At 60.2% G+C, this 18,722-nt stretch carries 18 protein-coding genes and 2 pseudogenes; 9 read left to right on the top strand and 11 right to left on the bottom strand.

The features are described from left to right. Positions 1–35 precede the first annotated feature (35 nt). The gene (locus ACKUG4_RS15880) at positions 36–1,844 is read left to right on the top strand and encodes a monovalent cation:proton antiporter-2 (CPA2) family protein (RefSeq protein WP_445434375.1); all 1,809 of its coding nucleotides are present in this window, start codon (positions 36–38) and stop codon (positions 1,842–1,844) included. A 111-nt stretch (positions 1,845–1,955) separates the two neighbouring features. Here the strand turns inward: ACKUG4_RS15880 and hcnC are convergent, their stop codons facing one another. The 4 genes from hcnC to ACKUG4_RS15860 all read right to left on the bottom strand — a co-directional run bounded on the left by hcnC (position 1,956) and on the right by ACKUG4_RS15860 (position 5,713). Further along, complete coding sequence (gene hcnC, locus ACKUG4_RS15875; protein WP_445434374.1) at positions 1,956–3,215, bottom strand: cyanide-forming glycine dehydrogenase subunit HcnC; 1,260 nt, start codon at positions 3,213–3,215, stop codon at positions 1,956–1,958. Further along, the gene (hcnB, locus tag ACKUG4_RS15870; RefSeq protein WP_445434373.1) at positions 3,208–4,617 is read right to left on the bottom strand and encodes a cyanide-forming glycine dehydrogenase subunit HcnB; all 1,410 of its coding nucleotides are present in this window, start codon (positions 4,615–4,617) and stop codon (positions 3,208–3,210) included. The genes hcnC and hcnB overlap by 8 nt, the downstream gene beginning before the upstream one ends. Further along, positions 4,614–4,928, bottom strand: a complete 315-nt coding sequence (gene hcnA / locus ACKUG4_RS15865; protein WP_085613265.1) for a cyanide-forming glycine dehydrogenase subunit HcnA — start codon at positions 4,926–4,928, stop codon at positions 4,614–4,616. Before hcnA ends, hcnB begins: the two co-directional genes overlap by 4 nt. A 245-nt stretch (positions 4,929–5,173) precedes the next feature. Further along, on the bottom strand, positions 5,174–5,713 hold the full coding sequence (locus ACKUG4_RS15860) for a hypothetical protein (protein ID WP_085602650.1): 540 nt from the start codon (positions 5,711–5,713) through the stop codon (positions 5,174–5,176). Positions 5,714–6,022: 309 nt separating this feature from the next. Between ACKUG4_RS15860 and uppS the strand changes: the two genes are divergently transcribed. Together uppS and ACKUG4_RS15850 are read left to right on the top strand one after the other, a co-directional pair. Next, positions 6,023–6,775 carry a polyprenyl diphosphate synthase gene (gene uppS, locus ACKUG4_RS15855; RefSeq protein WP_445434372.1) on the top strand — a complete coding sequence of 251 codons (753 nt, stop codon included), beginning with the start codon at positions 6,023–6,025 and terminating at the stop codon, positions 6,773–6,775. A gap of 48 nt (positions 6,776–6,823) precedes the next feature. Continuing rightward, positions 6,824–7,846, top strand: coding sequence for a terpene synthase family protein (locus ACKUG4_RS15850; protein ID WP_445434371.1), 1,023 nt, complete (start codon positions 6,824–6,826; stop codon positions 7,844–7,846). Between the two features lie 165 nt (positions 7,847–8,011). Here the strand turns inward: ACKUG4_RS15850 and ACKUG4_RS15845 are convergent, their stop codons facing one another. Then, the gene (locus ACKUG4_RS15845; RefSeq protein WP_445434370.1) at positions 8,012–8,950 is read right to left on the bottom strand and encodes a hypothetical protein; all 939 of its coding nucleotides are present in this window, start codon (positions 8,948–8,950) and stop codon (positions 8,012–8,014) included. A 297-nt stretch (positions 8,951–9,247) separates the two neighbouring features. Between ACKUG4_RS15845 and ACKUG4_RS15840 the strand changes: the two genes are divergently transcribed. Then, the gene (locus ACKUG4_RS15840) at positions 9,248–9,931 is read left to right on the top strand and encodes a response regulator transcription factor (protein ID WP_007952956.1); all 684 of its coding nucleotides are present in this window, start codon (positions 9,248–9,250) and stop codon (positions 9,929–9,931) included. Then, positions 9,909–11,303, top strand: coding sequence for a sensor histidine kinase (locus tag ACKUG4_RS15835; protein WP_445434369.1), 1,395 nt, complete (start codon positions 9,909–9,911; stop codon positions 11,301–11,303). Before ACKUG4_RS15840 ends, ACKUG4_RS15835 begins: the two co-directional genes overlap by 23 nt. Before the next feature lie 131 nt (positions 11,304–11,434). On the opposite strand, the gene ACKUG4_RS15830 is transcribed toward ACKUG4_RS15835, so the two are convergent. The 3 genes from ACKUG4_RS15830 to ACKUG4_RS15820 are packed head-to-tail and all read right to left on the bottom strand — an operon-like array spanning position 11,435 to position 13,685. Then, positions 11,435–11,845 carry an SRPBCC family protein gene (locus ACKUG4_RS15830; protein ID WP_064597619.1) on the bottom strand — a complete coding sequence of 137 codons (411 nt, stop codon included), beginning with the start codon at positions 11,843–11,845 and terminating at the stop codon, positions 11,435–11,437. 23 nt (positions 11,846–11,868) lie between these two features. Further along, positions 11,869–12,666, bottom strand: coding sequence for an SDR family NAD(P)-dependent oxidoreductase (locus tag ACKUG4_RS15825; RefSeq protein WP_064597620.1), 798 nt, complete (start codon positions 12,664–12,666; stop codon positions 11,869–11,871). Next, the gene (locus tag ACKUG4_RS15820) at positions 12,663–13,685 is read right to left on the bottom strand and encodes an aldo/keto reductase (protein ID WP_236189145.1); all 1,023 of its coding nucleotides are present in this window, start codon (positions 13,683–13,685) and stop codon (positions 12,663–12,665) included. Before ACKUG4_RS15820 ends, ACKUG4_RS15825 begins: the two co-directional genes overlap by 4 nt. Positions 13,686–13,797: 112 nt before the next feature. Between ACKUG4_RS15820 and ACKUG4_RS15815 the strand changes: the two genes are divergently transcribed. Together ACKUG4_RS15815 and ACKUG4_RS15810 are read left to right on the top strand one after the other, a co-directional pair. Then, on the top strand, positions 13,798–14,694 hold the full coding sequence (locus tag ACKUG4_RS15815; protein ID WP_445434368.1) for a LysR substrate-binding domain-containing protein: 897 nt from the start codon (positions 13,798–13,800) through the stop codon (positions 14,692–14,694). 193 nt (positions 14,695–14,887) lie between these two features. After that, positions 14,888–15,258, top strand: a pseudogene (locus ACKUG4_RS15810) (endonuclease domain-containing protein). Between the two features lie 315 nt (positions 15,259–15,573). Here the strand turns inward: ACKUG4_RS15810 and ACKUG4_RS15805 are convergent. After that, positions 15,574–15,702 (bottom strand): annotated as a pseudogene (locus ACKUG4_RS15805) (pyridoxal-phosphate dependent enzyme); the annotation flags it as partial. Positions 15,703–15,790: 88 nt separating this feature from the next. Between ACKUG4_RS15805 and ACKUG4_RS15800 the strand changes: the two are divergent. Beyond that, complete coding sequence (locus ACKUG4_RS15800) at positions 15,791–16,450, top strand: methyltransferase family protein (RefSeq protein ID WP_064597628.1); 660 nt, start codon at positions 15,791–15,793, stop codon at positions 16,448–16,450. Here the strand turns inward: ACKUG4_RS15800 and ACKUG4_RS15795 are convergent. Together ACKUG4_RS15795 and ACKUG4_RS15790 are read right to left on the bottom strand one after the other, a co-directional pair. Then, positions 16,444–17,112 carry an HAD family hydrolase gene (locus ACKUG4_RS15795; protein WP_236189147.1) on the bottom strand — a complete coding sequence of 223 codons (669 nt, stop codon included), beginning with the start codon at positions 17,110–17,112 and terminating at the stop codon, positions 16,444–16,446. The genes ACKUG4_RS15800 and ACKUG4_RS15795 overlap by 7 nt on opposite strands. Positions 17,113–17,175: 63 nt before the next feature. After that, the gene (locus ACKUG4_RS15790; RefSeq protein WP_039767308.1) at positions 17,176–17,589 is read right to left on the bottom strand and encodes a response regulator; all 414 of its coding nucleotides are present in this window, start codon (positions 17,587–17,589) and stop codon (positions 17,176–17,178) included. A 188-nt stretch (positions 17,590–17,777) separates the two neighbouring features. On the opposite strand from ACKUG4_RS15790, the gene ACKUG4_RS15785 reads away from it, so the two are divergent. Then, positions 17,778–18,719: a class I SAM-dependent methyltransferase gene (locus tag ACKUG4_RS15785; RefSeq protein ID WP_445434367.1), complete on the top strand. Its 942-nt coding sequence runs from the start codon at positions 17,778–17,780 to the stop codon at positions 18,717–18,719. Positions 18,720–18,722: the final 3 nt, after the last annotated feature.

Below are 18,722 nucleotides of genomic sequence, written 5' to 3'. Positions count from 1 at the left end.
GCCCCCCGCCGTACCGCGTTACTGGAGTTCCGCTCATGCCCCATGAAGGCAATCTGTTACAAGCCGCCGTCGTCTTTCTCTTCGCCGCCGTGCTCACCGTTCCCCTGGCCAAGCGCCTGCAACTGGGCGCGGTGCTCGGTTATCTGTTTGCCGGGGTGATCATCGGCCCGTCAGTGCTGGGCCTGATCGGCAATCCGCAAAGCGTCAGCCATATCTCGGAACTGGGCGTGGTGCTGCTGTTGTTCATCATCGGTCTGGAGCTGTCGCCGCGACGTTTGTGGGTGATGCGCAAATCGGTGTTCGGCGTGGGTCTGGCGCAGGTGCTGCTGACCGGTTCGGTGATCGGGGTACTGGCGTTGTCGGTGTTCGGTCAGCCGTTGAACAGCGCGATTGTCTTGGGCCTGGGTCTGGCGCTGTCGTCCACCGCGTTCGGGTTGCAAAGCCTCGCCGAGCGAAAGGAACTGACCAGCCCCCACGGTCGTCTCGCGTTTGCGATTCTGCTGTTCCAGGACATCGCCGCGATCCCGCTGATCGCGCTGGTGCCGATGCTCGCGGGGGTCGATCACCACACCAGCACCGCCGACGACGTGCGCCACAGTTTGCAGGTGCTCGGCGGCATCGCGGTGGTGGTGATCGGCGGACGTTATCTGCTGCGTCCAGTGTTTCGCATCGTGGCGAAAACCGGTCTGCCGGAAGTCTCCACCGCCACCGCGTTGCTGGTGGTGATCGGCACCGCGTGGCTGATGGACATGGTCGGTGTGTCAATGGCGTTGGGCGCGTTTCTTGCGGGCCTGCTGCTGGCGGATTCGGAATATCGCCATGAGCTGGAAGCGCAGATCGAGCCGTTCAAGGGCCTGCTGCTGGGACTGTTTTTCATCAGTGTCGGCATGGGCACCAACCTCAGTCTGCTGCTCAGCGCGCCGATCACGGTGCTGGGGCTGACGCTGCTGCTGATCGCCCTGAAGTTGCCGCTGTTGTTTGTGGTCGGGCGTCTGGCCGGCGGGTTGAACAAGGTCAGCGCGATTCGCCTTGGCATCGTGCTGGCGGCGGGCGGTGAATTTGCGTTTGTGGTGTTCAAGATCGGTCGCGATCAGGGGCTGTTCGAACCGCGTCTGTACGATCTGCTGGTGCTGACCATCACCCTGTCGATGGCGGTCACGCCGCTGTTGCTGTTGGTCTGCGCACGACTGGTCAGCCCGAAGGTGCAGCCGGTGGAAGTGCCGGAGAAATTCCGCCAGATCGAGACCGAAACCCCACGGGTGGTAATCGCCGGCATGGGTCGGATGGGCCAGATCGTGGCGCGGATCCTGCGGGCGCAGAACATCAAGTTCGTGGCGCTGGACACCTCGGTGGAGACTATCGAACTGTCGCGCAGTTTTGGGGGTGTGCCGGTGTTCTACGGTGACCCGATGCGTCCGGAAATCCTCAGTGCGGCCAAGGTCGGTGAAGCGGAGTACTTCGTGATTGCCACAGATGATCCGGAAACCAACATCAAGACCGCCGAGATCGTGCGCAAGCTCTACCCAGACATGAAGATCATCGCCCGGGCGCGTAACCGGCAGCATGTGCATCGGTTGGTGGATGTGGGGGCCGATCCGATCCGGGAGACCTACTACTCAAGCCTGGAAATGAGCCGTCGCACCCTGGTAGGCCTCGGCTTGACCCAGGCCCAGGCCGATGCGCGGATCAAGCGCTTCAAGCACCATGACGAACAGGTGCTCGAGGCGCAACACGCGGTGTACGACGACGCGGCCAAAGTCCTGCAGACCGCCCAGGAAGCGCGGGCGGAACTGGCCCGGTTGTTCGAGTCGGATCAACTGGAAGAACAATCGGGCCAGTCCTGAAGGTTGCAGAGTTCCAAATGTGGGAGCCAGCCTGCTGGCGATTGCGACAGCTCGGCCACCATCAAGGGTGGCTGAACCGGCCTCATCGCCAGCAGGCTGGCTCCCACAAGTTCAGGCTATCTCCAGCTCCCTCTCTTCTTTGGCCGGCGCCACTTCAAACCGGTCCGCCAGAAACGGTGTGATGTCCAGCGGCAGCGGTTCATCGTTGACCAGTTTGTCCAGCAACACCCCGGTGATCGCCGACGTCAGTACCCCGGTGCGGAAATGCCCGCAGGCGTTGAGGTAACCGTCGACCCCGGCCATCGGCCCGAGAATCGGCAATTCGTCCGGCGAACCCGGCCGCAATCCGGCCCAGGTACGCTTGAGGTTGATGTCCGCCAATTCCGGCAAACAACGCACGGCGCCCTGCACCAGCCCGGCGATTTCCGGCCAGGTGGTGGTGACGTCGAAGCCCTTGTCCTCGGTGGTGCTGCCGATCAGGATTTCGCCGTTGTCCTTCTGCGCCATGTAGCAATCGCTGGTGGTCAGGCAACCGTTGAGGATTTTCGGCAGGCGTTCGGTCAGCAGGATCTGGCCTTTCACCGGTTTCACCGGAATCCGGATGCCTGTGGCCCACTCGCTCAAGTCCGCTGCCCAGGCGCCGGCGGCGTTGATCAGGGTTTTGCAGTGGAACACCCCGGCTTCAGCCGTCTGCACCCCGGTCACCCGCGTGCCGTGATGCAACACGCCGGTGATGTTGGTGTTGACGAACATGTCCACACCATTCTGCCGGGCGCCTTCGGTGTAGGCGTCGGCCAGGCGGAACGGGCTGACCTGATGGTCGCAGAGAAACTCCAGCGCCCCGCGCGCTTCATGGCTGACGCTCGGCTCGGACTCGCGCAATGCCGCCTGATCCAGCCAGCGCACCTGATCGGCCAGATGCGGAATGCAGCCGACGATATGCTCGGCGTACAACCGGTCTTCATCGTCATAGATCACGAACTTGAGCCCGGTCCTTTCGAACTTGAAATCCATCCCGTGGTTGTCTTTCAGCTCACGGTGCAACGCCGGGTACAACGCATTGGACTGCAAGGCGAAATCGAAAAATGACGGCGGCAGAATGTGCGGCGTGCTGGCGTCCACTGCCACCGCCGCGCCCTGGGTTTCGCGCTTGCGGTTGGCCGACATCATGCGGAAGAAAATCACCCCGCAGCCCAGCCCCACCGACTCGCCGATGGCCCACAAGCCGCCGGCGGAGGCACGGGTCGCGTTGCCCGGACGCTTGGCGTCGATCAGCGCGACCTTGAGGCCCTTGCGCTTGGACAATTGGTAGGCGATGGACGCGCCGATCACACCGCCGCCGGCAATGACCACGTCATAGAACTTACTCATGGGAAACGGCCTCCGTGCCGAGGGACTGGAACGCGGAAAAAGGAATCGGATCGATCGGGAAACGCGGCCGCAGCCAGCCGACATCCTGGCGCCCGGTGGCCTGCCGCAAACGGTCGCTGCAATAGCCGACGCACATCCGCCCCTGACAGTCGCCCATGCTCACGCGAGTGCGCATTTTCAGGCTGGCGATGTCTTGCACGCCCTGCTCCAGCGCGCGGTCGATGTCGGCGCGGGTCGCGTGTTCGCAACGGCAGATCACCGTGTCGGCCGCCGGCAAGGCGGTCTGCCCGACACCGCGTTCGGTGTAGCGATCCACCGCCGCGCGGAAACGCACGATGGCTTTGAGTTTGCCCAAGTAGCGGTCGCGACGGACGCGCGCCAGCTCTTCTTCCAGCACGCCGCGTTGCAGCAGGATCGAAGTGGCAGCGATCTTGCCGGCGAGCATCGCCGCTTCACCACCACGAATCCCGCCCATGTCACCGGCCAGGTGCACGTGGGGCTCGCTGCTTTGCTGCCAGATATTGGCGTTGGCGCGCAGGTAGCCGTCGTCGCTGAAGCCGTGATCCAGGCCCATTTGCTGACTCAGTTGCGTACGCGGAATGAAGCCGTAACCGACCGCCAGCGTCTTCGCTTCGAAGCGCTCAACGCGGCTCATGTCCGGCTCCCACGTCGCCGAGTACGGCGCCACGCTGACGCTTTTCAGTTCGCCTTCGCCGTGCGCCTCGACCACGCCCCAGCCGTAGTGCATCGGGATGCCGTGCAGTTTCAGATAGGCGAGCATGCTCAAGCCATCGAGGAACAGCTGCGGCTTGTTCAGCAGCGCCAGACTTTCCTTGGCGATCTTGCCGAACGCGCAGGCCTCGTAGACACCCGCGACGCTCACGCCAGACGCATGCAACTGAGTCGCCACCAGCGGCAACAGCGGCCCGGTGCCGGCGATCACCACCGGCCCCTGCGGTTTGACCACGCCGCTTTTGATCTGCAATTGCAGGCCGCCAAGCATGATCACACCGGGCAAGGTCCAGCCGGGAAACGGCACGCTGCGCTCATGGCAACCGGCGGCCAGCAGCAGTTGCGGGTATTCGATTTCGTGCAGACGCTCGTCGCCGTCCAGCACCACCAGCGAGCGCGTGCCTTCGGCGCCAACCACGCGGTGGTTGAGGCGCACGTCGATCAGCCCGGATTGCTCCTGGAAATCGCCGTGCAGTTTGCCCAGCACCTCGGCATAGCGCGGCCCCAGGTAATCCAGCTGCACACCATCACGCAGCGGCCCGCGATAGACCACGCCACCCAGGCGCGAAGCCTCTTCAAGCAAGGTGCAGCGCACCCCGTGCAGGGCCAGTTCGATGGCCGCCGCCATGCCCGCCGGACCACCGCCGACGATTACCGGATTCAGGCTCATACCACCTCCTGCCCGTGAATGCGGTTGACCTGGGTCTCGATCAGCATGCCGTCGCGCACCACAGTCTGGCAGGCGCGGCGCTTGTGCCGACCGTTGATTTTCACCAGGCAGCACTGGCACACGCCCATGCCGCAATAGGCACCGCTGATCTGGTTGTGATCGTTGCGCGCGACCTGGCGCACGCCGAGGGACTGAATGACGCTGAGCACGGTTTCGCCGATAGCGGCGCTGACCGGCTGGCCGTTGACGTGGACAGTCATATCCGCCTGCGTCAAAGGCTGGATATCGAAGGTTCTTTCTAGGCAGTGCATTGCAATGATCATCCGTGAAAAGTTCAGGTGAGGTTGAAACAGCTCCTTGCTGCACTACACCTCGCCGGCTCGTGGGGGTTATCGCTCTCTATCGGGCCGGCAGGCGGGTTTTGCTCGCGCAGCAAAGTGCGCGCAAGCAATGTAGTCGATCCAGCGGCAAGGGCCTGGAAATTTCACGGTAGGGGATATTGCGCCGACGAATATTGATCCAGGCCATGGAAATGACTGTACGGTTCTGCCGCCGATCAGTTGGAGAAGACGAACTGGCCCTTGATCTTTTTCGACCCGATGAAACCAAGGTCGGGGAACAGTTTGGTTTTCAGCCACGCCACAAAAAACACCATGGCCAAGGTCAGGCCTGCACCGATCAGGGTGGATACCGGATCCTCGGAATAGCCTTTGAACAGGCGAGAAATCTGACTGAGCGTGAGGATCACGTAAATGGTGTAAGCCTGAGCGGAATATTTATAGAAGCCCCAGGCAAACAGCAGCGGAATACCGGCGGCGATCAGCGTGAATACCAGGGCAAATCCGACACCGATGTCCAGCCCCATGAAAAAACCGGCGAGCGCGCCGAGCAGTGCCTGAATACAGGTCAGAACGATCAGAATCGTGACCTTGCGCGCATGCTGCCGGCGCAACTGGGGGTCAATCCGCGAACCTATCCAGTAAGCCAGAACCCGATCCTTGACAGCTCCACCGGAAAACGCCTTGAAGGTTTCATTTTTCGAGCGTCCTGCATCGAGCATCTCATCCAGCTGCCGTTTGATTTCCTTCTTGTCCAACGTATTCATCCTTAAATAAAAGACAGAAACGGCCATCCCACTTCTGCCGCGAGATAATCGCCGCTTACCTACCAGAAAGCAAAAACCTCAGATGCACGCGGGATAATTTGTTATCCCCGCGATTCGTAACAGCTGACCGAGACATCACGACATCCATCAAAAAGGTTCAAATCACGTCTTCTTTAGTCAATAACGATATAAAAGATTGGTATTTCTTACAGTTATGCACTTTTTGAAAAGCCCGCATCCTGAGTGGCGCCTAACCTCCTCTTCCCACCTGGACAAGACAGAAATCAAGGACGATCGATGATGAATACTGCGAGCCAAAAGCCTTCAGAAATTTTGAATCTTTCTCTCAACTCAACCAATCAGCGGCTTCAGCATCTGGCAGTCATTCTCGACGGAAACAGACGCTGGGCACGAGCGAATGGAGTGTCGACGCGAGAGGGTTATCGCAAAGGAGGTGAGGCAGTACACAGGCTGCTTTCATGGTGTGAAGAAAACTCCATTCCCCTGGTTACATTATGGCCTCTCTCTAAAGACAACTTGAAACGTGAACCTTCCGAGGTGGAAGATTTACTAATAACCATCGCCGAAGTAATTGAGCAACTCGTCGACAGTGGCAAATGGCGCCTGACTTTTTTTGGCGAGAAAAGTGTTCTTCCAGAAAACCTGATCAAGATCATCTCCAACGCGGAATCAAGCACCCGAACAATCAGTGGAACCCGCGTCAACATCGGCGTGGCATACAGTGGAAAACTGGAAATCATTCACGCACTTCAAGAAATACTGGCTACGCATATATCTAAAAACCCACCCAATGCGCCAAACCGCAAAATATCTATCGATGAAATAACAAACAACTTATACAGCGCAGGAACACCAGACCCTGATCTAGTAATCAGAACGTCCGGAGAGCAACGCCTTTCCGACTTTATGCTTTGGCAATGCGCTTACAGCGAATTTTATTTTTGCGATGTTTGTTGGCCAGACTTCAGCCGTGAGGATTTTGATCTAGCGCTGCAAAGTTTCGCAACACGGCAGCGTCGTATCGGTTACTAACTATAAAAATGATCCATCGATAATGATAACTTCAAGGGGCCGCGCGCTATGTTTTCGACAAAAAACCATCTTGATTTCCCTTTCTTGAATTATCCTTTCCCATCTGAAAAACATCCGTCAGCAGAATTAGTCGATACACAAATGATCGAGTGGTTGTCCCTGCACAAATTACTAGAAAATGAAAAACTTGCATTTGCCGTTCACCATGGTCGCTTCGGTGAATTTGCCGCGAGAGAATATCCCAACGCCACAGCTGATGGATTGCAACTCATAACCTATGTATTCGGATGGCTTTTCGTTATCGACGACATTATTGCTGACTGTGGCTTTCTCGGAAAACAACCTGCAGAGCTTTGCCGCGTTCAGCTTTGGCTGCGTGAAATAATGGACGCACCAAGAACATTCGACAGGAAAACTTTCGACTTTTCGAACTACCCATCGGATCAAATAGCGATTTTGAGTAATTTGGGAGAAGCAACTGCTGATCTATGGGAACGTTTAGAAATTTTTTGCTCGGCCACTCAATATATGCGCTGCGCTGAAGCAGCCAGCTACTATTTTCTCGGTCTTATATGGGAGGCTGGGTGGCACCAGGCAAATAAACTCCCGACACCGAACGAATATCTTAGTGGAAGAAAATTTACGACAGCCACACCCCTTGGACTTGCACTTCAAGACGTAGCAATGCAACGCGAAGTACCTTCTGAAGAATACCAAAGCAAAGAAATTCGCAAACTGATTGCAATAACTACCAGTTTGACTGCGTATTGCAATGACATTTTTTCTTTTCCAAAGGAGCGGGACGAGCCTCATACGTTATCTCTCAACTACCCTGCCACTCTAATTTTCCACAAAGGACTTGATGCACAGGACGCCATAAACTTCGCAGCTGATAGCCATAACAAACTGATGGCGGAATTTTTACACCTGGAACAAACTTGCAGCCAACATGCAAGCCTGCAATGTCTTCATTTTCTTAATGCCATGCGTTCAGAGTTGAGAGGACATTACGACTGGGCACTCAACTCTCCGCGGTATGCCCTCTCAAAGCACTACGCTAACGTTGGTTAGATCGTCCGCCCCTGCTCGACGAAAAAGCCGCTTCAACCCGAAGGTGGAAGCGGCCAAGGCATATGCCTCAAGGAATCAGTGCACGAACAGAGCGATCAGGATGATGATCGGGATCGGTACGCCGAGGAAAAACAGCAGTAGTGAGCGCATGGTGAGTCTCCTTGATTAACGGACCGGCGGCTGCGTGGTCGTGGTGTAGGTTTCGACTTCGACGTACTCGACCGCATCCCGGCGGCGACCGCCGAAGGTGGCCGAGAGGCTGGCGAAGAACGCACCGGCCAGCAGCGCAATGAACATCCACAGCGAAGTCCAGGCGGCGACTTTGGCGGCGGTGTCGGCGGCTTGTTGCGCTTTCACCTTGGCGTCGGCGATTGCTTTCTGGGTGCGGGCGTAGATTTCATCAACCCGACGTTCGGCGTCAGCCTGGGTCAGGTTGGTACGCTGAGCGACCAGTTGAGCGAGGTAGGTACGATCTTCGGCGCTGAGCTGACCGTTTGCCAGGCTCTGGGCGAAGATCCGGGTCACGGTGCCACGGGCGGCGTCATCGCTGACGGCGGCGGGACGATCGTCGCGGAACAGGCTGTCGACGAAGTAGCCGTACTGATCGCCGTCAGTGTTGCCCGCTGCGGTGCCAGCGGCCTGGGTCATGGCGCCTGCTGCGCCGCCGGCAACACTCGCACCGGCCTGCACGCCACCGCTGACAATGCTGCTGACCGAACCGACCACCAGCGTAGCGGTGACCAGCGTGGCCACGCACCAGGCGAGGAAGCCATGAGCGGTGTCGCGGAAATACACCTCGTCACCGTGCATGTTGGCCCACTTCACCCGCAGGCGACCGGCGATATAGCCACCGAGCCCCGAGGCAATGATTTGCGTGGCGGCCAGCCAGATGATGGTGGAAATGCCCAGGCCCTTGGCGCTGACGCCCTCCCCGGCCCACGGAGAAACGGCGGAAAAGCCCAGACCGAATCCCAACAGCACCAGAATCAGCGACAGTGCCGCTGCAGCGGCAGCCCCTGCGAAGATCGCGCCCCAGGACACGCCCGAGACGTTGCTCGACTCTCCTTCGTAGGCAGGATAAAACCCATCAGAGGATCTATTCATTGTTGTAGTGCTCCAGGCATGAAAAATGGTGTTACAACTCGTCATCAGATGAATTGCAGTGACCGTGCCAGTCGGCAACATTAAATAAATCGTTTTAATTCAATCAGTTAAAAACTCTGAACTTCTTAGGACCATGCAATTTGCAACAACGGCTCGATAACAGCGGGTTTTATGCATTGGCACAAAAGCCCGGTCGTAGCGTTTGTATCCGCTAAAACATGAAAGTTAATTTAAAGCGCCCGCGCAAAATCTTGGCAAAATGCTGCCATTGCGTTTGAACAGACCAGCAGGCCCACCATGACTCGCATCCTCACCATCGAAGACGACGCCGTGACCGCCCGGGAAATTGTCGCCGAACTGAGCAGCCACGGCCTCGACGTGGACTGGGTCGACAATGGCCGTGAAGGCCTGGACCGCGCCGTCAGCGGCAACTACGACCTGATCACCCTTGACCGCATGCTGCCGGAGCTTGATGGCCTGGCCATCGTCACCACGCTGCGGACCATGGGCGTGGCGACGCCGATCCTGATGATCAGCGCCCTCTCCGACGTCGACGAGCGCGTGCGTGGCTTGCGCGCCGGCGGCGATGACTACCTGACCAAACCGTTCGCCACCGATGAAATGGCCGCCCGGGTCGAAGTATTGCTGCGTCGCCAGAACAGCAACGGCGCACAACCGACCACGTTGCAGGTGGCGGATCTGCAACTCGACCTGATCAGCCACGAAGCCCGCCGCGCCGAGCAGGTGCTGACGCTGTTGCCGACCGAGTACAAGCTGCTGGAATTCCTGATGCGCAACAGCGGCCAGATCCTGTCGCGGATGATGATTTTCGAGGAGGTCTGGGGCTATCACTTCGACCCTGGCACCAACCTGATCGACGTGCACATCGGCCGCCTGCGCAAGAAGATCGACCCGCCGGGCAATGTCCCGCTGATCCGTACGGTGCGAGGCTCGGGTTATGTCATTGCCGAACCCGTCTGACGGTTGGCGTTCTTCCAGCAGTCGCTTGCTGGCGCTGTACAGTTCGTTGTTCGTGGCCTGGAGCGCGATCCTGATGGGGGTCATGTACTTCGAGGTCTCCGGTTACCTCGACAACCTGGCCAAGCATTCGCTGATGCAACGTCAGCATCTGTTTTCGCACTTTCGCGGCGATCAGCTGGAAGACGCGCTCGCCGCCAGCATGACCTTCGACATTCGCGGCATCGACGCCTACGGTCTGTTCGACGCCCAGCATCGCTACCTCGGCGGCGCGTTGCAGAGGATCCCCGAGGGCCTGCCGCTGGACGGCAAGATCCACATGCTCAGCGAATGCGCCGACTCCGACGACCCGACCCTGCCCGCCGACAGCTGCGACGCAGTCGCCACCCCGACCCGCGACGGCCGCTGGCTGGTGTTGTTGCGCGACAACGGTTCGCTGTTCGCGGTGACCAGGATCATTCTGCATGCGTTGCTCTGGGGCGTGTCGCTGACGATTGTGCCGGGGATCATCGGCTGGCATCTGCTGCGTCGGCGGCCGATGCGGCGGATCCGGGCGATCCAGGACAGTGCCCAGTCGATCGTCGCCGGCGACCTGACTCATCGCTTGCCGCTGTCCAATCGCCGCGATGAACTGGACATGCTCGCCGCCATCGTCAACGCCATGCTTGATCGCATCGAGCGCTTGATGAACGAAGTCAAAGGCGTGTGCGATAACATCGCCCATGACCTGCGCACCCCGCTGACCCGTTTGCGCGCGCAGTTGTATCGCATGCAGCAGCAGGCCGGCGAAGGTTCGCCGGAAGCGGCGCAACTGGATCTGGTGCTGGCCGAGGCCGATACGCTGATGGCGCGGTTTCGCGGTTTATTGAGGATTTCCGAACTGGAGGATCGTCAGCGGCGCTCGGGGTTTGTTGAGCTCGATCCGGTGTTGTTGCTGCAGGAACTGCACGAGTTCTATTTGCCGCTGGCCGAAGACGACGAGTTGCGCTTCGAGCTGAACATGCCGGAAACCCTGCCGATGCTGAACGGTGATCGAGCGTTGCTGTTTGAAGCGCTGGCGAACCTGTTGAGCAATTCGATCAAGTTCACCCCGGCCGGTGGCACGGTGGTGTTGCGCGGGGTCAATGATGCAGGGCATACGCGGATCGAAGTGCATGACTCCGGGCCTGGTATTCCCGAGTCAGAACGGGAGGCGGTGTTCCAGCGCTTTTATCGCGCCGAGGGCGGGCAACCGCAGAATGGCTTTGGCCTGGGGCTGTCGATCGTCGCGGCGATCGTCAACCTGCACGGGTTCAGTCTTGAGGTGGGACGCAGTGATCTGGGCGGGGCGAAGCTGGTGCTCGATTGTCGGCAGAGTCTGATTTCACAGTCTTGACGGTTTGATAGATCGTTCCCACGCTCTGCGTGGGAATGCAGCCCGGGACGCTCCGCGTCCCTTCCAGAGCTGGAACGCGGAGCGTCCCTTGAGGCGTTCCCACGCAGAGCGTGGGAGCGATCAAGTAGAGCTCAGGCGGGATAGTTCGCGCGCAGCGCTTCGAGGCCACCCTGATAGATGCCGCTGAACAACGCCACCACTTCCTCATCGCTCACGCCCTTGGCCGTGAAGCGTCCCGACCACGTCACCTTCGCGCCCTGCCCCTGGGCTTCAACACGAATCGTCGCCAGATAATCGGTGGCCGGAAACGGTGCCTGCAGAATCGAATAGCTGTAGGTTTTGCCCGCGTTATCGAACGTCTCCAGACGCTCGACCACCACCCCGCCGTCAGCGGTTTGCAGGGTGCGCACACGCCCGCCTTCACTCAGTTCGCTGTTGGGAATGAACGGCAGCCAGTCCGGCAGGGTGTTGAAGCCGCCAATCAATTGCCAGACCTGATCGGCCGAAGCCGGGATGTCGATCGTTGCTGATGCTGTTGCCATAAATAAAAAGTCTCTCGATAAATTCAGATAGTCAGGCTGTCGACCACGCCGCCGTCGACCCGCAACGCGGCGCCGGTGGTGGCTGAAGACAGCGGTGAAGCGATGTAGGTGACCAGGTGCGCGACCTCTTCGACATCCGCCACGCGCTGGATGATCGAGCTCGGGCGGGCGCGGCGCACAAAGGCGTCAGCCTCGTCCCGCAGGCTGCGGCCAGATTCGGCGGCGGCATCCTTGAGCATTTCCTCGACACCGTCGGTGAAGGTCGGCCCGGGCAAAATCGCATTAACCGTAACCCCGGTGCCCGCCAGGCGTTTGGCCAGGCCGTGGGACACCGCAAGGTTGGCGCTTTTGGTCACGCCGTAATTGATCATGTCAGCCGGAGTGGCCACGCCGGATTCCGAAGACAGGAAGATCACCCGGCCCCAGCCCTGTTCGACCATCGCCGGCACGTAATGCCGCGACAGGCGCACGCCGGAGATCACGTTGATTTCATAGAAGCGCGTCCACTCATCGTCCGGCGCATCGAAGAAATCCACGGCGTTGTAGATGCCGAGGTTGTTCACCAGGATGTCGGCTTTCGGTTCAGCGGCGAACAGTTTCTGCGCGCCTTCGGCCGTGCCCAGATCCGCCGTCAGACCGCGCAGTTGCGCCCCCGGCACTTTGCCTCGAATGCTTGCCAGCGCCTGCTCGACCTTGGCCGCGTCGCGACCGATCACCACCACCGTGGCGCCCGCCTCGGCCAGCGACTGGCTGATGCCCAAACCGATGCCCGCCGTGCTGCCGCTGACAATCGCCAGTTTTCCGCTCAGATCGATCTTCATGCTTTCACCTCGTCGATGGGTAATGGTGCACGTTCGGACACCAGTTTCGCTTCACGCATGGCCTGCCAGAAACCGGCCGGAATGACCGCCGACAGCGCCGCCACATCTTCAGCGATGCGCCCCGGTTTGCTCGCGCCGGGAATCACGGCTGCCACGGCCGGATTGGCCAGCGAGAATTGTAGTGCAGCCGCTTTGACATCCACGCCATGGGCCGCAGCAATGCGTTTGATCTGCTCGACCTTCGCCACGATCTCAGGGCTGGCCTTCTGGTATTCGAAGTGCGCGCCGCCGGCCAGGATCCCCGAGCTGTAGGGGCCGCCGACCACGATTTCAACATTCTGCGCCCGCGCCGAATCCATCAAACGCTGCAAGGCGCGGTCGTGGTCGAGCAAGGTATAGCGGCCGGCCAGCAGGAAGCCGTCAGGCTGCGCCTCGGTCAGGTCCAGCGTCAACTCGCACGGCTCGACCTTGTTCACGCCCAGGCCCCAGCCCTTGATCACGCCTTCTTCGCGCAGGCGGGTCAGGACTTTGAAGGCGCCGGTGCGGGCCTGATTGAAGTACTCGAGCCATTGATCGCCGTAGAAATCCTGAGCGATGTCGTGGACCCAGACGATGTCGAGGCGATCGGTTTTCAGACGCTTGAGGCTGTCTTCGATCGAGCGCAGCGTGGCGTCGGCGCTGTAGTCGTTGACGATCTTGTTCGGGCGACCGTGTTCGAACACCCCACTTTTCTCGCCCAGATCCCGGGCGGCGGCGTCTTCGACTTCATCGAGAATCACCCGGCCGACCTTGGTGCTGAGCACATAGTCGTCGCGCTTGTAGCGGGACAGTGCTTCGCCGAGGCGGATTTCCGAGAGGCCCGAGCCGTAGAACGGTGCGGTGTCGAAGTACCGCACGCCGGCATCCCACGCTGCGTGCACGGTGGCTTGCGCTTCTTCTTCAGGAATGGCGCGAAACATGTTGCCCAGTGGCGCGGTGCCGAAGCCGAGTTGGCCGGGGAGTTTGTCTTTCAAGCTCATGATGCTGTCCTCGTAGTTCGTGGTCGGTGTTGACCGTTGAGCAAATCCTAGATTGCGCCACTCAGACCGTCCAAGACATAATCCGCAGCACTTGAGTCCCTGAAGGTCTGACATGATCAACATCCGCCAATTGCGCTACTTCGTCGCCGTCGCCGAGGAAGAACACGTCGGCCGCGCCGCCGAGCGCCTGCACATTTCCCAGTCGCCCCTGAGCCGACAGATCGCCCAGCTCGAAGAACGCCTGGGCCTGACCCTGTTCGAACGCAGCCAGCAGCGCATTCGCCTGACCCGCGACGGCCAGACCTTTCTCGCCGAAACCCGCGCCCTGCTGACCCACGCCAACCGCCTGGAATCCCTCGGCAAACGCCTGGGCCGTGGCGAAGAAGGCGGCCTGTGCATCGGCTACATCGAGAACGCGATGCACGCCGGGGTTTTGCCCAATGCCTTGCGCGTACTGCGGGTCGACCGGCCTAACGTGCATGTCGCGCTGTACAACCTGAGTTCTGCCGAACAACTGGAAGGCCTGCGTCAGCGTAGCCTCGATATCGCGCTGGTCAGTGAACCGCCGACGATCGACGATCCCGACCTGCTGGGCTTTCAGGTGCTGGACGACCCGATGCTGCTGGCGCTGCCCGAAGGACACCCGCTGAACCAACTGGCGTCGCTGACCCCGGCGGATCTGGCCGATCAGGAATGGATCGGCGTGCAGCCACGCCAAGGGGCCGACGATGAGTTCGTCAGCGCCTGCATCCGTGCAGGCTTCACCCCGGATGTGCGGATGCAGGCCACCGAGCCGTTTACCGCGCTGGGGCTGGTCGCCTCGGGCCTGGGGATCGCGATGATCCAGAAAGGCCTGAGCCACAACGCACCGCCGGGCGTGGTGCTGCGGGAAGTGCCGTGGCTGGCGTTTACCACGCCGTTGTGGGCGGCTTGGCACCGAGTCAATTTACGGCCGTTGGTGGAGACGTTTCGTAAAGTGTTGACCGGGTCCGATATCTCCGGCGCCTGAAAATCCGCAGGTCCTCACCCTGGCCCTCTCGAAGCGTCGGACCGCCCGTAGGGAGAGGGGTCCTATCGAGGGATATTGACGTGATACAACGACCTGAAAAATCTGGTGTGAATCCATAACCAGGTTGATCCGGCACTGAGAGTTGGTCTGGTCTACAGTGAATTTTCCATTCCACTTCACAAGGACGTGAAGCATGCAAAATCGCCCGACCCTCGACCAGCGCCGATTCGCCCGCCGCTTACGCGCCAGCCAGACCGATTGTGAGCAACTGCTCTGGCAGAAGCTGCGGGCGCGGCAGGTGGCGGGGCTGAAATTTCGGCGGCAGGTGCCGGTTCCGCCATTTGTGCTGGATTTCTACTGTGTGGAATTGAAGCTGGCGGTAGAGCTGGATGGGGGCAGCACTTTGAGGAGGTGGGAGAAATTCATGACCGGCGGCGTACGGTTTATCTTCAGCGGCTGGGGATTGAGGTGGTGCGGTTCAGTAACCTGGAGGTGATTCAGCAGATGGGTGAGGTGTTGGAGCAGATTGAGCGGATTGCGCAGGAGCGTCGATTGCGACTCTGATCCAGAAGCCCCCTCACCCTAGCCCTCTCCCGGAGGGAGAGGGCACCGATCGGGGGATATTGAAGAGATCCGCCGACGTGAGCGAAATGTTTTGAATCCATAATCGACTCGAAGTCCCAGGTAGACGCCCGGAATCCATAGTCGACTCGAAGTCCCAGATAGACGCCCGGAATCCATAGTCGACTCGGTATCTCAGGTCGATGCATCCCTCAAAACACCTCGGTCGGCCCCCTCTCCCTCCGGGCGGTCCGACGTTTCGGGAGGGCTGGGGTGAGGGCAAGCGGTCTACGCGGAACTCCTGAGCATTCAAGCCCCCTACCGCGCCCACCCCGCCAACAGCTGCGCACTGATACTCACCCCGCCACAAACAATGACCACCACATCATGCGCTCCCGCCAGCGCCGAATGATCAAGGTACGCCACCGCCAGCGAAACCGCGCACGCCGTTGATCCTCCATACGCCGTTGCCAGCGGCTAAACGCCGGGGATCGTGCCGGGATCTACACTGAACGGAACAGCCCGTGAGGTGCCTATGAAAATGTCTGCGCAAATGACCGTGGTCGCAGTGCTCGCCACCCTCGCCTATCTGGGCCTGGCGATGTGGGGCATCGGTGGCGTGGCGGTGTTTTTTTCTCACGGCGCATTGGTCGTGGTGGCCTTGGCCACGCTGGCCATGGTGGTGGCGTCGCTGTTCACGGAAGTGAATCTGAGCACCGGCGAGCGCGAGGACCGGGCCAATCGCTGGGTGATTCCGGCGTTCGCCGTAATCGGATTGGTCAGTGCCTTTCTGCCGGCTTATTGCGACCGCATCGGCTTTTGGACCATCGGCCGCGAAGGCACCCGTTGGCTGGGAGCGCTGTTGTTTATCGTCGGCGGCGGATTGCGTTTATGGCCGGTGTTTGTGCTGGGCCATCGGTTCAGCGGGTTGGTGGCGATTCAGCCGGGGCACAGGTTGGTCACCGAAGGCATCTACCGGCATCTGCGCAACCCCAGTTATCTGGGGCTGGTGATCAATGCGATCGGCTGGGCACTGGCGTTTCGTTCGGTGGTCGGCCTGTTGCTGGCGGCGCTGACGCTGATCCCGCTGATCGCCCGCATCCACGCCGAAGAGGCCCTGCTGCGTGCGCAGTTCGGCGCCGAATACGACGCTTATTGCGCGCGCAGCTGGCGACTGGTGCCCTGGGTTTATTGAGGTTGCAGGCGCAGCTGGCCGTCGCTGTCGATGCTCAGCGCAATGTCGCGGTAACTGGCGATGGTCGCGTGTGCAGTTTCAAGCGGATGCTGGTGAGTCGTGGTGATGATCATCAACGGCGCACCGGCGGCTTCAGCGGCCTGGATGCCGACGGTGGCGTCTTCGAAAATCAGGCAGTCCGCCGGCTCAAGGCCCAGGCGTTTGGCCGCCAGTCGATAACCGGCCGGATCCGGTTTGCCGGCGCTCACGTCTTCAGCGGTGATCATCACCGCCGGTTCAGGAATCCCCGCCGCCGCCATCCGCCGCAATGCCAGATCCCGTGGCGCCGAGGTCACCATGGCCCAGCGATCCGCCGGCAACGACTTGAGAAACGCCGCAGCACCGGGAATCTCGACAATGCCTTCGACGTCTTCGATTTCCGCCGTGGTGATGAACGCCGCTTGCGCCTCGGCGTCCACGCCCGGCAGGTTCAAACGCGTGATGGTGTCGATGGCGCGCACGCCATGGATGGTCGGCAGGAACGTTTCGACGTTCACCCCGTGGCGCACGGCCCAGGCGGACCAGATCCGCTCGGCGGCGGCGATGGAGTTGAGGACGGTGCCGTCCATGTCGAACAGGAACGCGCCGAACGCGCGGTTGAAAATAGTCTCGTGAGCTGACAAAAGATCACTTCCTCGCAAGGGGCCGGGCAACGATGCCCGGCAATGTAGCACTTGCAGGACGCTTCAGTGCAGACGCGGCGCCCTGGATTTGAACGCACTGTCCACGCAATCGAGCAACTGGCCGATTGCCCAAGGCTTCTTGATGAACGCCACCGGATGTTTCACCCCTGAGGTTTCCGGCGTTTCATAACCGGACATGACCATCACCGGTTTGTCCGGCCAGCGATCGCCGACCAGATTGGCCAGGTCCGCGCCGTTAAGGGTGCCGGGCATGGTGATGTCGGTGAGCAGCAGCGCCACTTCCGGCGCGTGCTCTTCCAGGTATTGCGAGGCCGCATCGGCACTGGTCTGCGGCTCGACCTTGAAACCTTCCTCCTGAAGAATTTCGCAAAGAAACTCCAGAATCAACGGATCGTCCTCGACTACCAGAATCAATCCGCCAGGAAGGTGCGCGCTCGACGTCGAAATTGGACACATGAACTGGCACTCCCTGAATTGCATGAACGATTTAGCGGCTTGATCCCGCTGCTTATCTGGTATGAGCAGCGCCTTCTACAGAAATTCATTTTTGATACAGGTCTTTTCGATAACAGCCGTTCGACGGGCAGTCGCCGGCGCATAATTGCGTTTAAAATGCGCGCCCTTTTGCTGGCCGATCCTGATTGATGAACCCTCAAGCCCTAGCCGTTCTCCATGCCCACCTGCTCACTGCGCTGACTTCGGCCCCGGCCGAAACCCGGCGTCTGTTCCATGGGCGCGGGCGTTGCTGGCCGGGGCTGGAGCAAGTCACTGTGGATTGGCTGCAGGGCGTGGTGCTGGTGTCATTGTTCAAGGAGCCCGAGGCTTCGCAGCTGGACGACCTCAAGCGCCTGCTGCTGGAAATCACCGGTTCGGAGCCATGGCAGCAGTCCGGCGCCCACACCCTGCTGATCCAGCACCGTTACTTGCCGCAAAGCACCGCCGAATGGCTGCTCGGTGAAGAAATCGACGAAATGACCATCGTCGAAGGCGGGCTCAAATACCGCGTGGATCTGGGCCGCAAGCAGAACGCCGGGCTGTTCCTCGACATGCGTTACGGGCGCAACTGGGTACGTGAACAGGCGGCGGGCAAACGGGTGCTGAACCTCTTCGCCTACACCTGCGGCTTCTCGGTGGCGGCCATCGAAGGTGGCGCCAGCCATGTGGTCAACCTCGACATGTCCCGCGCGGCCCTGAGCCGGGGCCGCGACAATCACCGGTTGAACGGGCACGACCTGAGCAAGGTGAGCTTCCTCGGCCACGACCTGTTCAAGTCCTGGGGCAAGGTGATCAACAGCGGCCCGTACGATCTGGTGATTATCGACCCGCCGTCGTTCCAGAAAGGCAGTTTTCTGCTGACCAAGGATTACCAGCGCGTGCTGCGTCGTCTGCCGGAATTGCTGACTGCCCAAGGCAGCGTGCTGGCGTGCATGAACGATCCTTCGTTCGGTTCGGACTTCCTGATCGACGGCGTGACCCGGGAAGCGCCGAGCCTGCGCTTCGAGCAGCGGCTGGAAAATCCGCCGGAGTTTCCGGATATCGACCCGGAAAGCGGTCTGAAAGCGCTGCTGTTCAAGCAGATCGGCTGACCC

Origin of the sequence: Candidatus Pseudomonas auctus (genome assembly GCF_048654275.1) — a bacterium.
In the GTDB taxonomy this organism is placed as follows: Bacteria; Pseudomonadota; Gammaproteobacteria; order Pseudomonadales; family Pseudomonadaceae; genus Aquipseudomonas; species Aquipseudomonas pharyngis.
The sequence above is the reverse complement of the archived record's forward strand: the minus strand, read 5'-3'. Positions and strand labels throughout refer to the sequence as shown.

Bases quoted from the DNA above. Each gene is read 5' to 3' on its own strand.
- ACKUG4_RS15785 (WP_445434367.1), top strand. From the start codon at position 17,778: ATGAACCCTCAAGCCCTAGCCGTTCTCCATGCCCACCTGCTCACTGCG.
- ACKUG4_RS15835 (WP_445434369.1), top strand. From the start codon at position 9,909: ATGTCATTGCCGAACCCGTCTGACGGTTGGCGTTCTTCCAGCAGTCGC.
- hcnA (WP_085613265.1), bottom strand. From the start codon at position 4,928: ATGCACTGCCTAGAAAGAACCTTCGATATCCAGCCTTTGACGCAGGCG.
- ACKUG4_RS15790 (WP_039767308.1), bottom strand. From the start codon at position 17,589: ATGTGTCCAATTTCGACGTCGAGCGCGCACCTTCCTGGCGGATTGATT.
- hcnC (WP_445434374.1), bottom strand. From the start codon at position 3,215: ATGAGTAAGTTCTATGACGTGGTCATTGCCGGCGGCGGTGTGATCGGC.
- hcnB (WP_445434373.1), bottom strand. From the start codon at position 4,617: ATGAGCCTGAATCCGGTAATCGTCGGCGGTGGTCCGGCGGGCATGGCG.
- ACKUG4_RS15815 (WP_445434368.1), top strand. From the start codon at position 13,798: ATGATCAACATCCGCCAATTGCGCTACTTCGTCGCCGTCGCCGAGGAA.
- ACKUG4_RS15880 (WP_445434375.1), top strand. From the start codon at position 36: ATGCCCCATGAAGGCAATCTGTTACAAGCCGCCGTCGTCTTTCTCTTC.
- ACKUG4_RS15825 (WP_064597620.1), bottom strand. From the start codon at position 12,666: ATGAAGATCGATCTGAGCGGAAAACTGGCGATTGTCAGCGGCAGCACG.
- ACKUG4_RS15845 (WP_445434370.1), bottom strand. From the start codon at position 8,950: ATGAATAGATCCTCTGATGGGTTTTATCCTGCCTACGAAGGAGAGTCG.
- ACKUG4_RS15840 (WP_007952956.1), top strand. From the start codon at position 9,248: ATGACTCGCATCCTCACCATCGAAGACGACGCCGTGACCGCCCGGGAA.
- uppS (WP_445434372.1), top strand. From the start codon at position 6,023: ATGAATACTGCGAGCCAAAAGCCTTCAGAAATTTTGAATCTTTCTCTC.
- ACKUG4_RS15830 (WP_064597619.1), bottom strand. From the start codon at position 11,845: ATGGCAACAGCATCAGCAACGATCGACATCCCGGCTTCGGCCGATCAG.
- ACKUG4_RS15820 (WP_236189145.1), bottom strand. From the start codon at position 13,685: ATGAGCTTGAAAGACAAACTCCCCGGCCAACTCGGCTTCGGCACCGCG.
- ACKUG4_RS15850 (WP_445434371.1), top strand. From the start codon at position 6,824: ATGTTTTCGACAAAAAACCATCTTGATTTCCCTTTCTTGAATTATCCT.
- ACKUG4_RS15800 (WP_064597628.1), top strand. From the start codon at position 15,791: ATGAAAATGTCTGCGCAAATGACCGTGGTCGCAGTGCTCGCCACCCTC.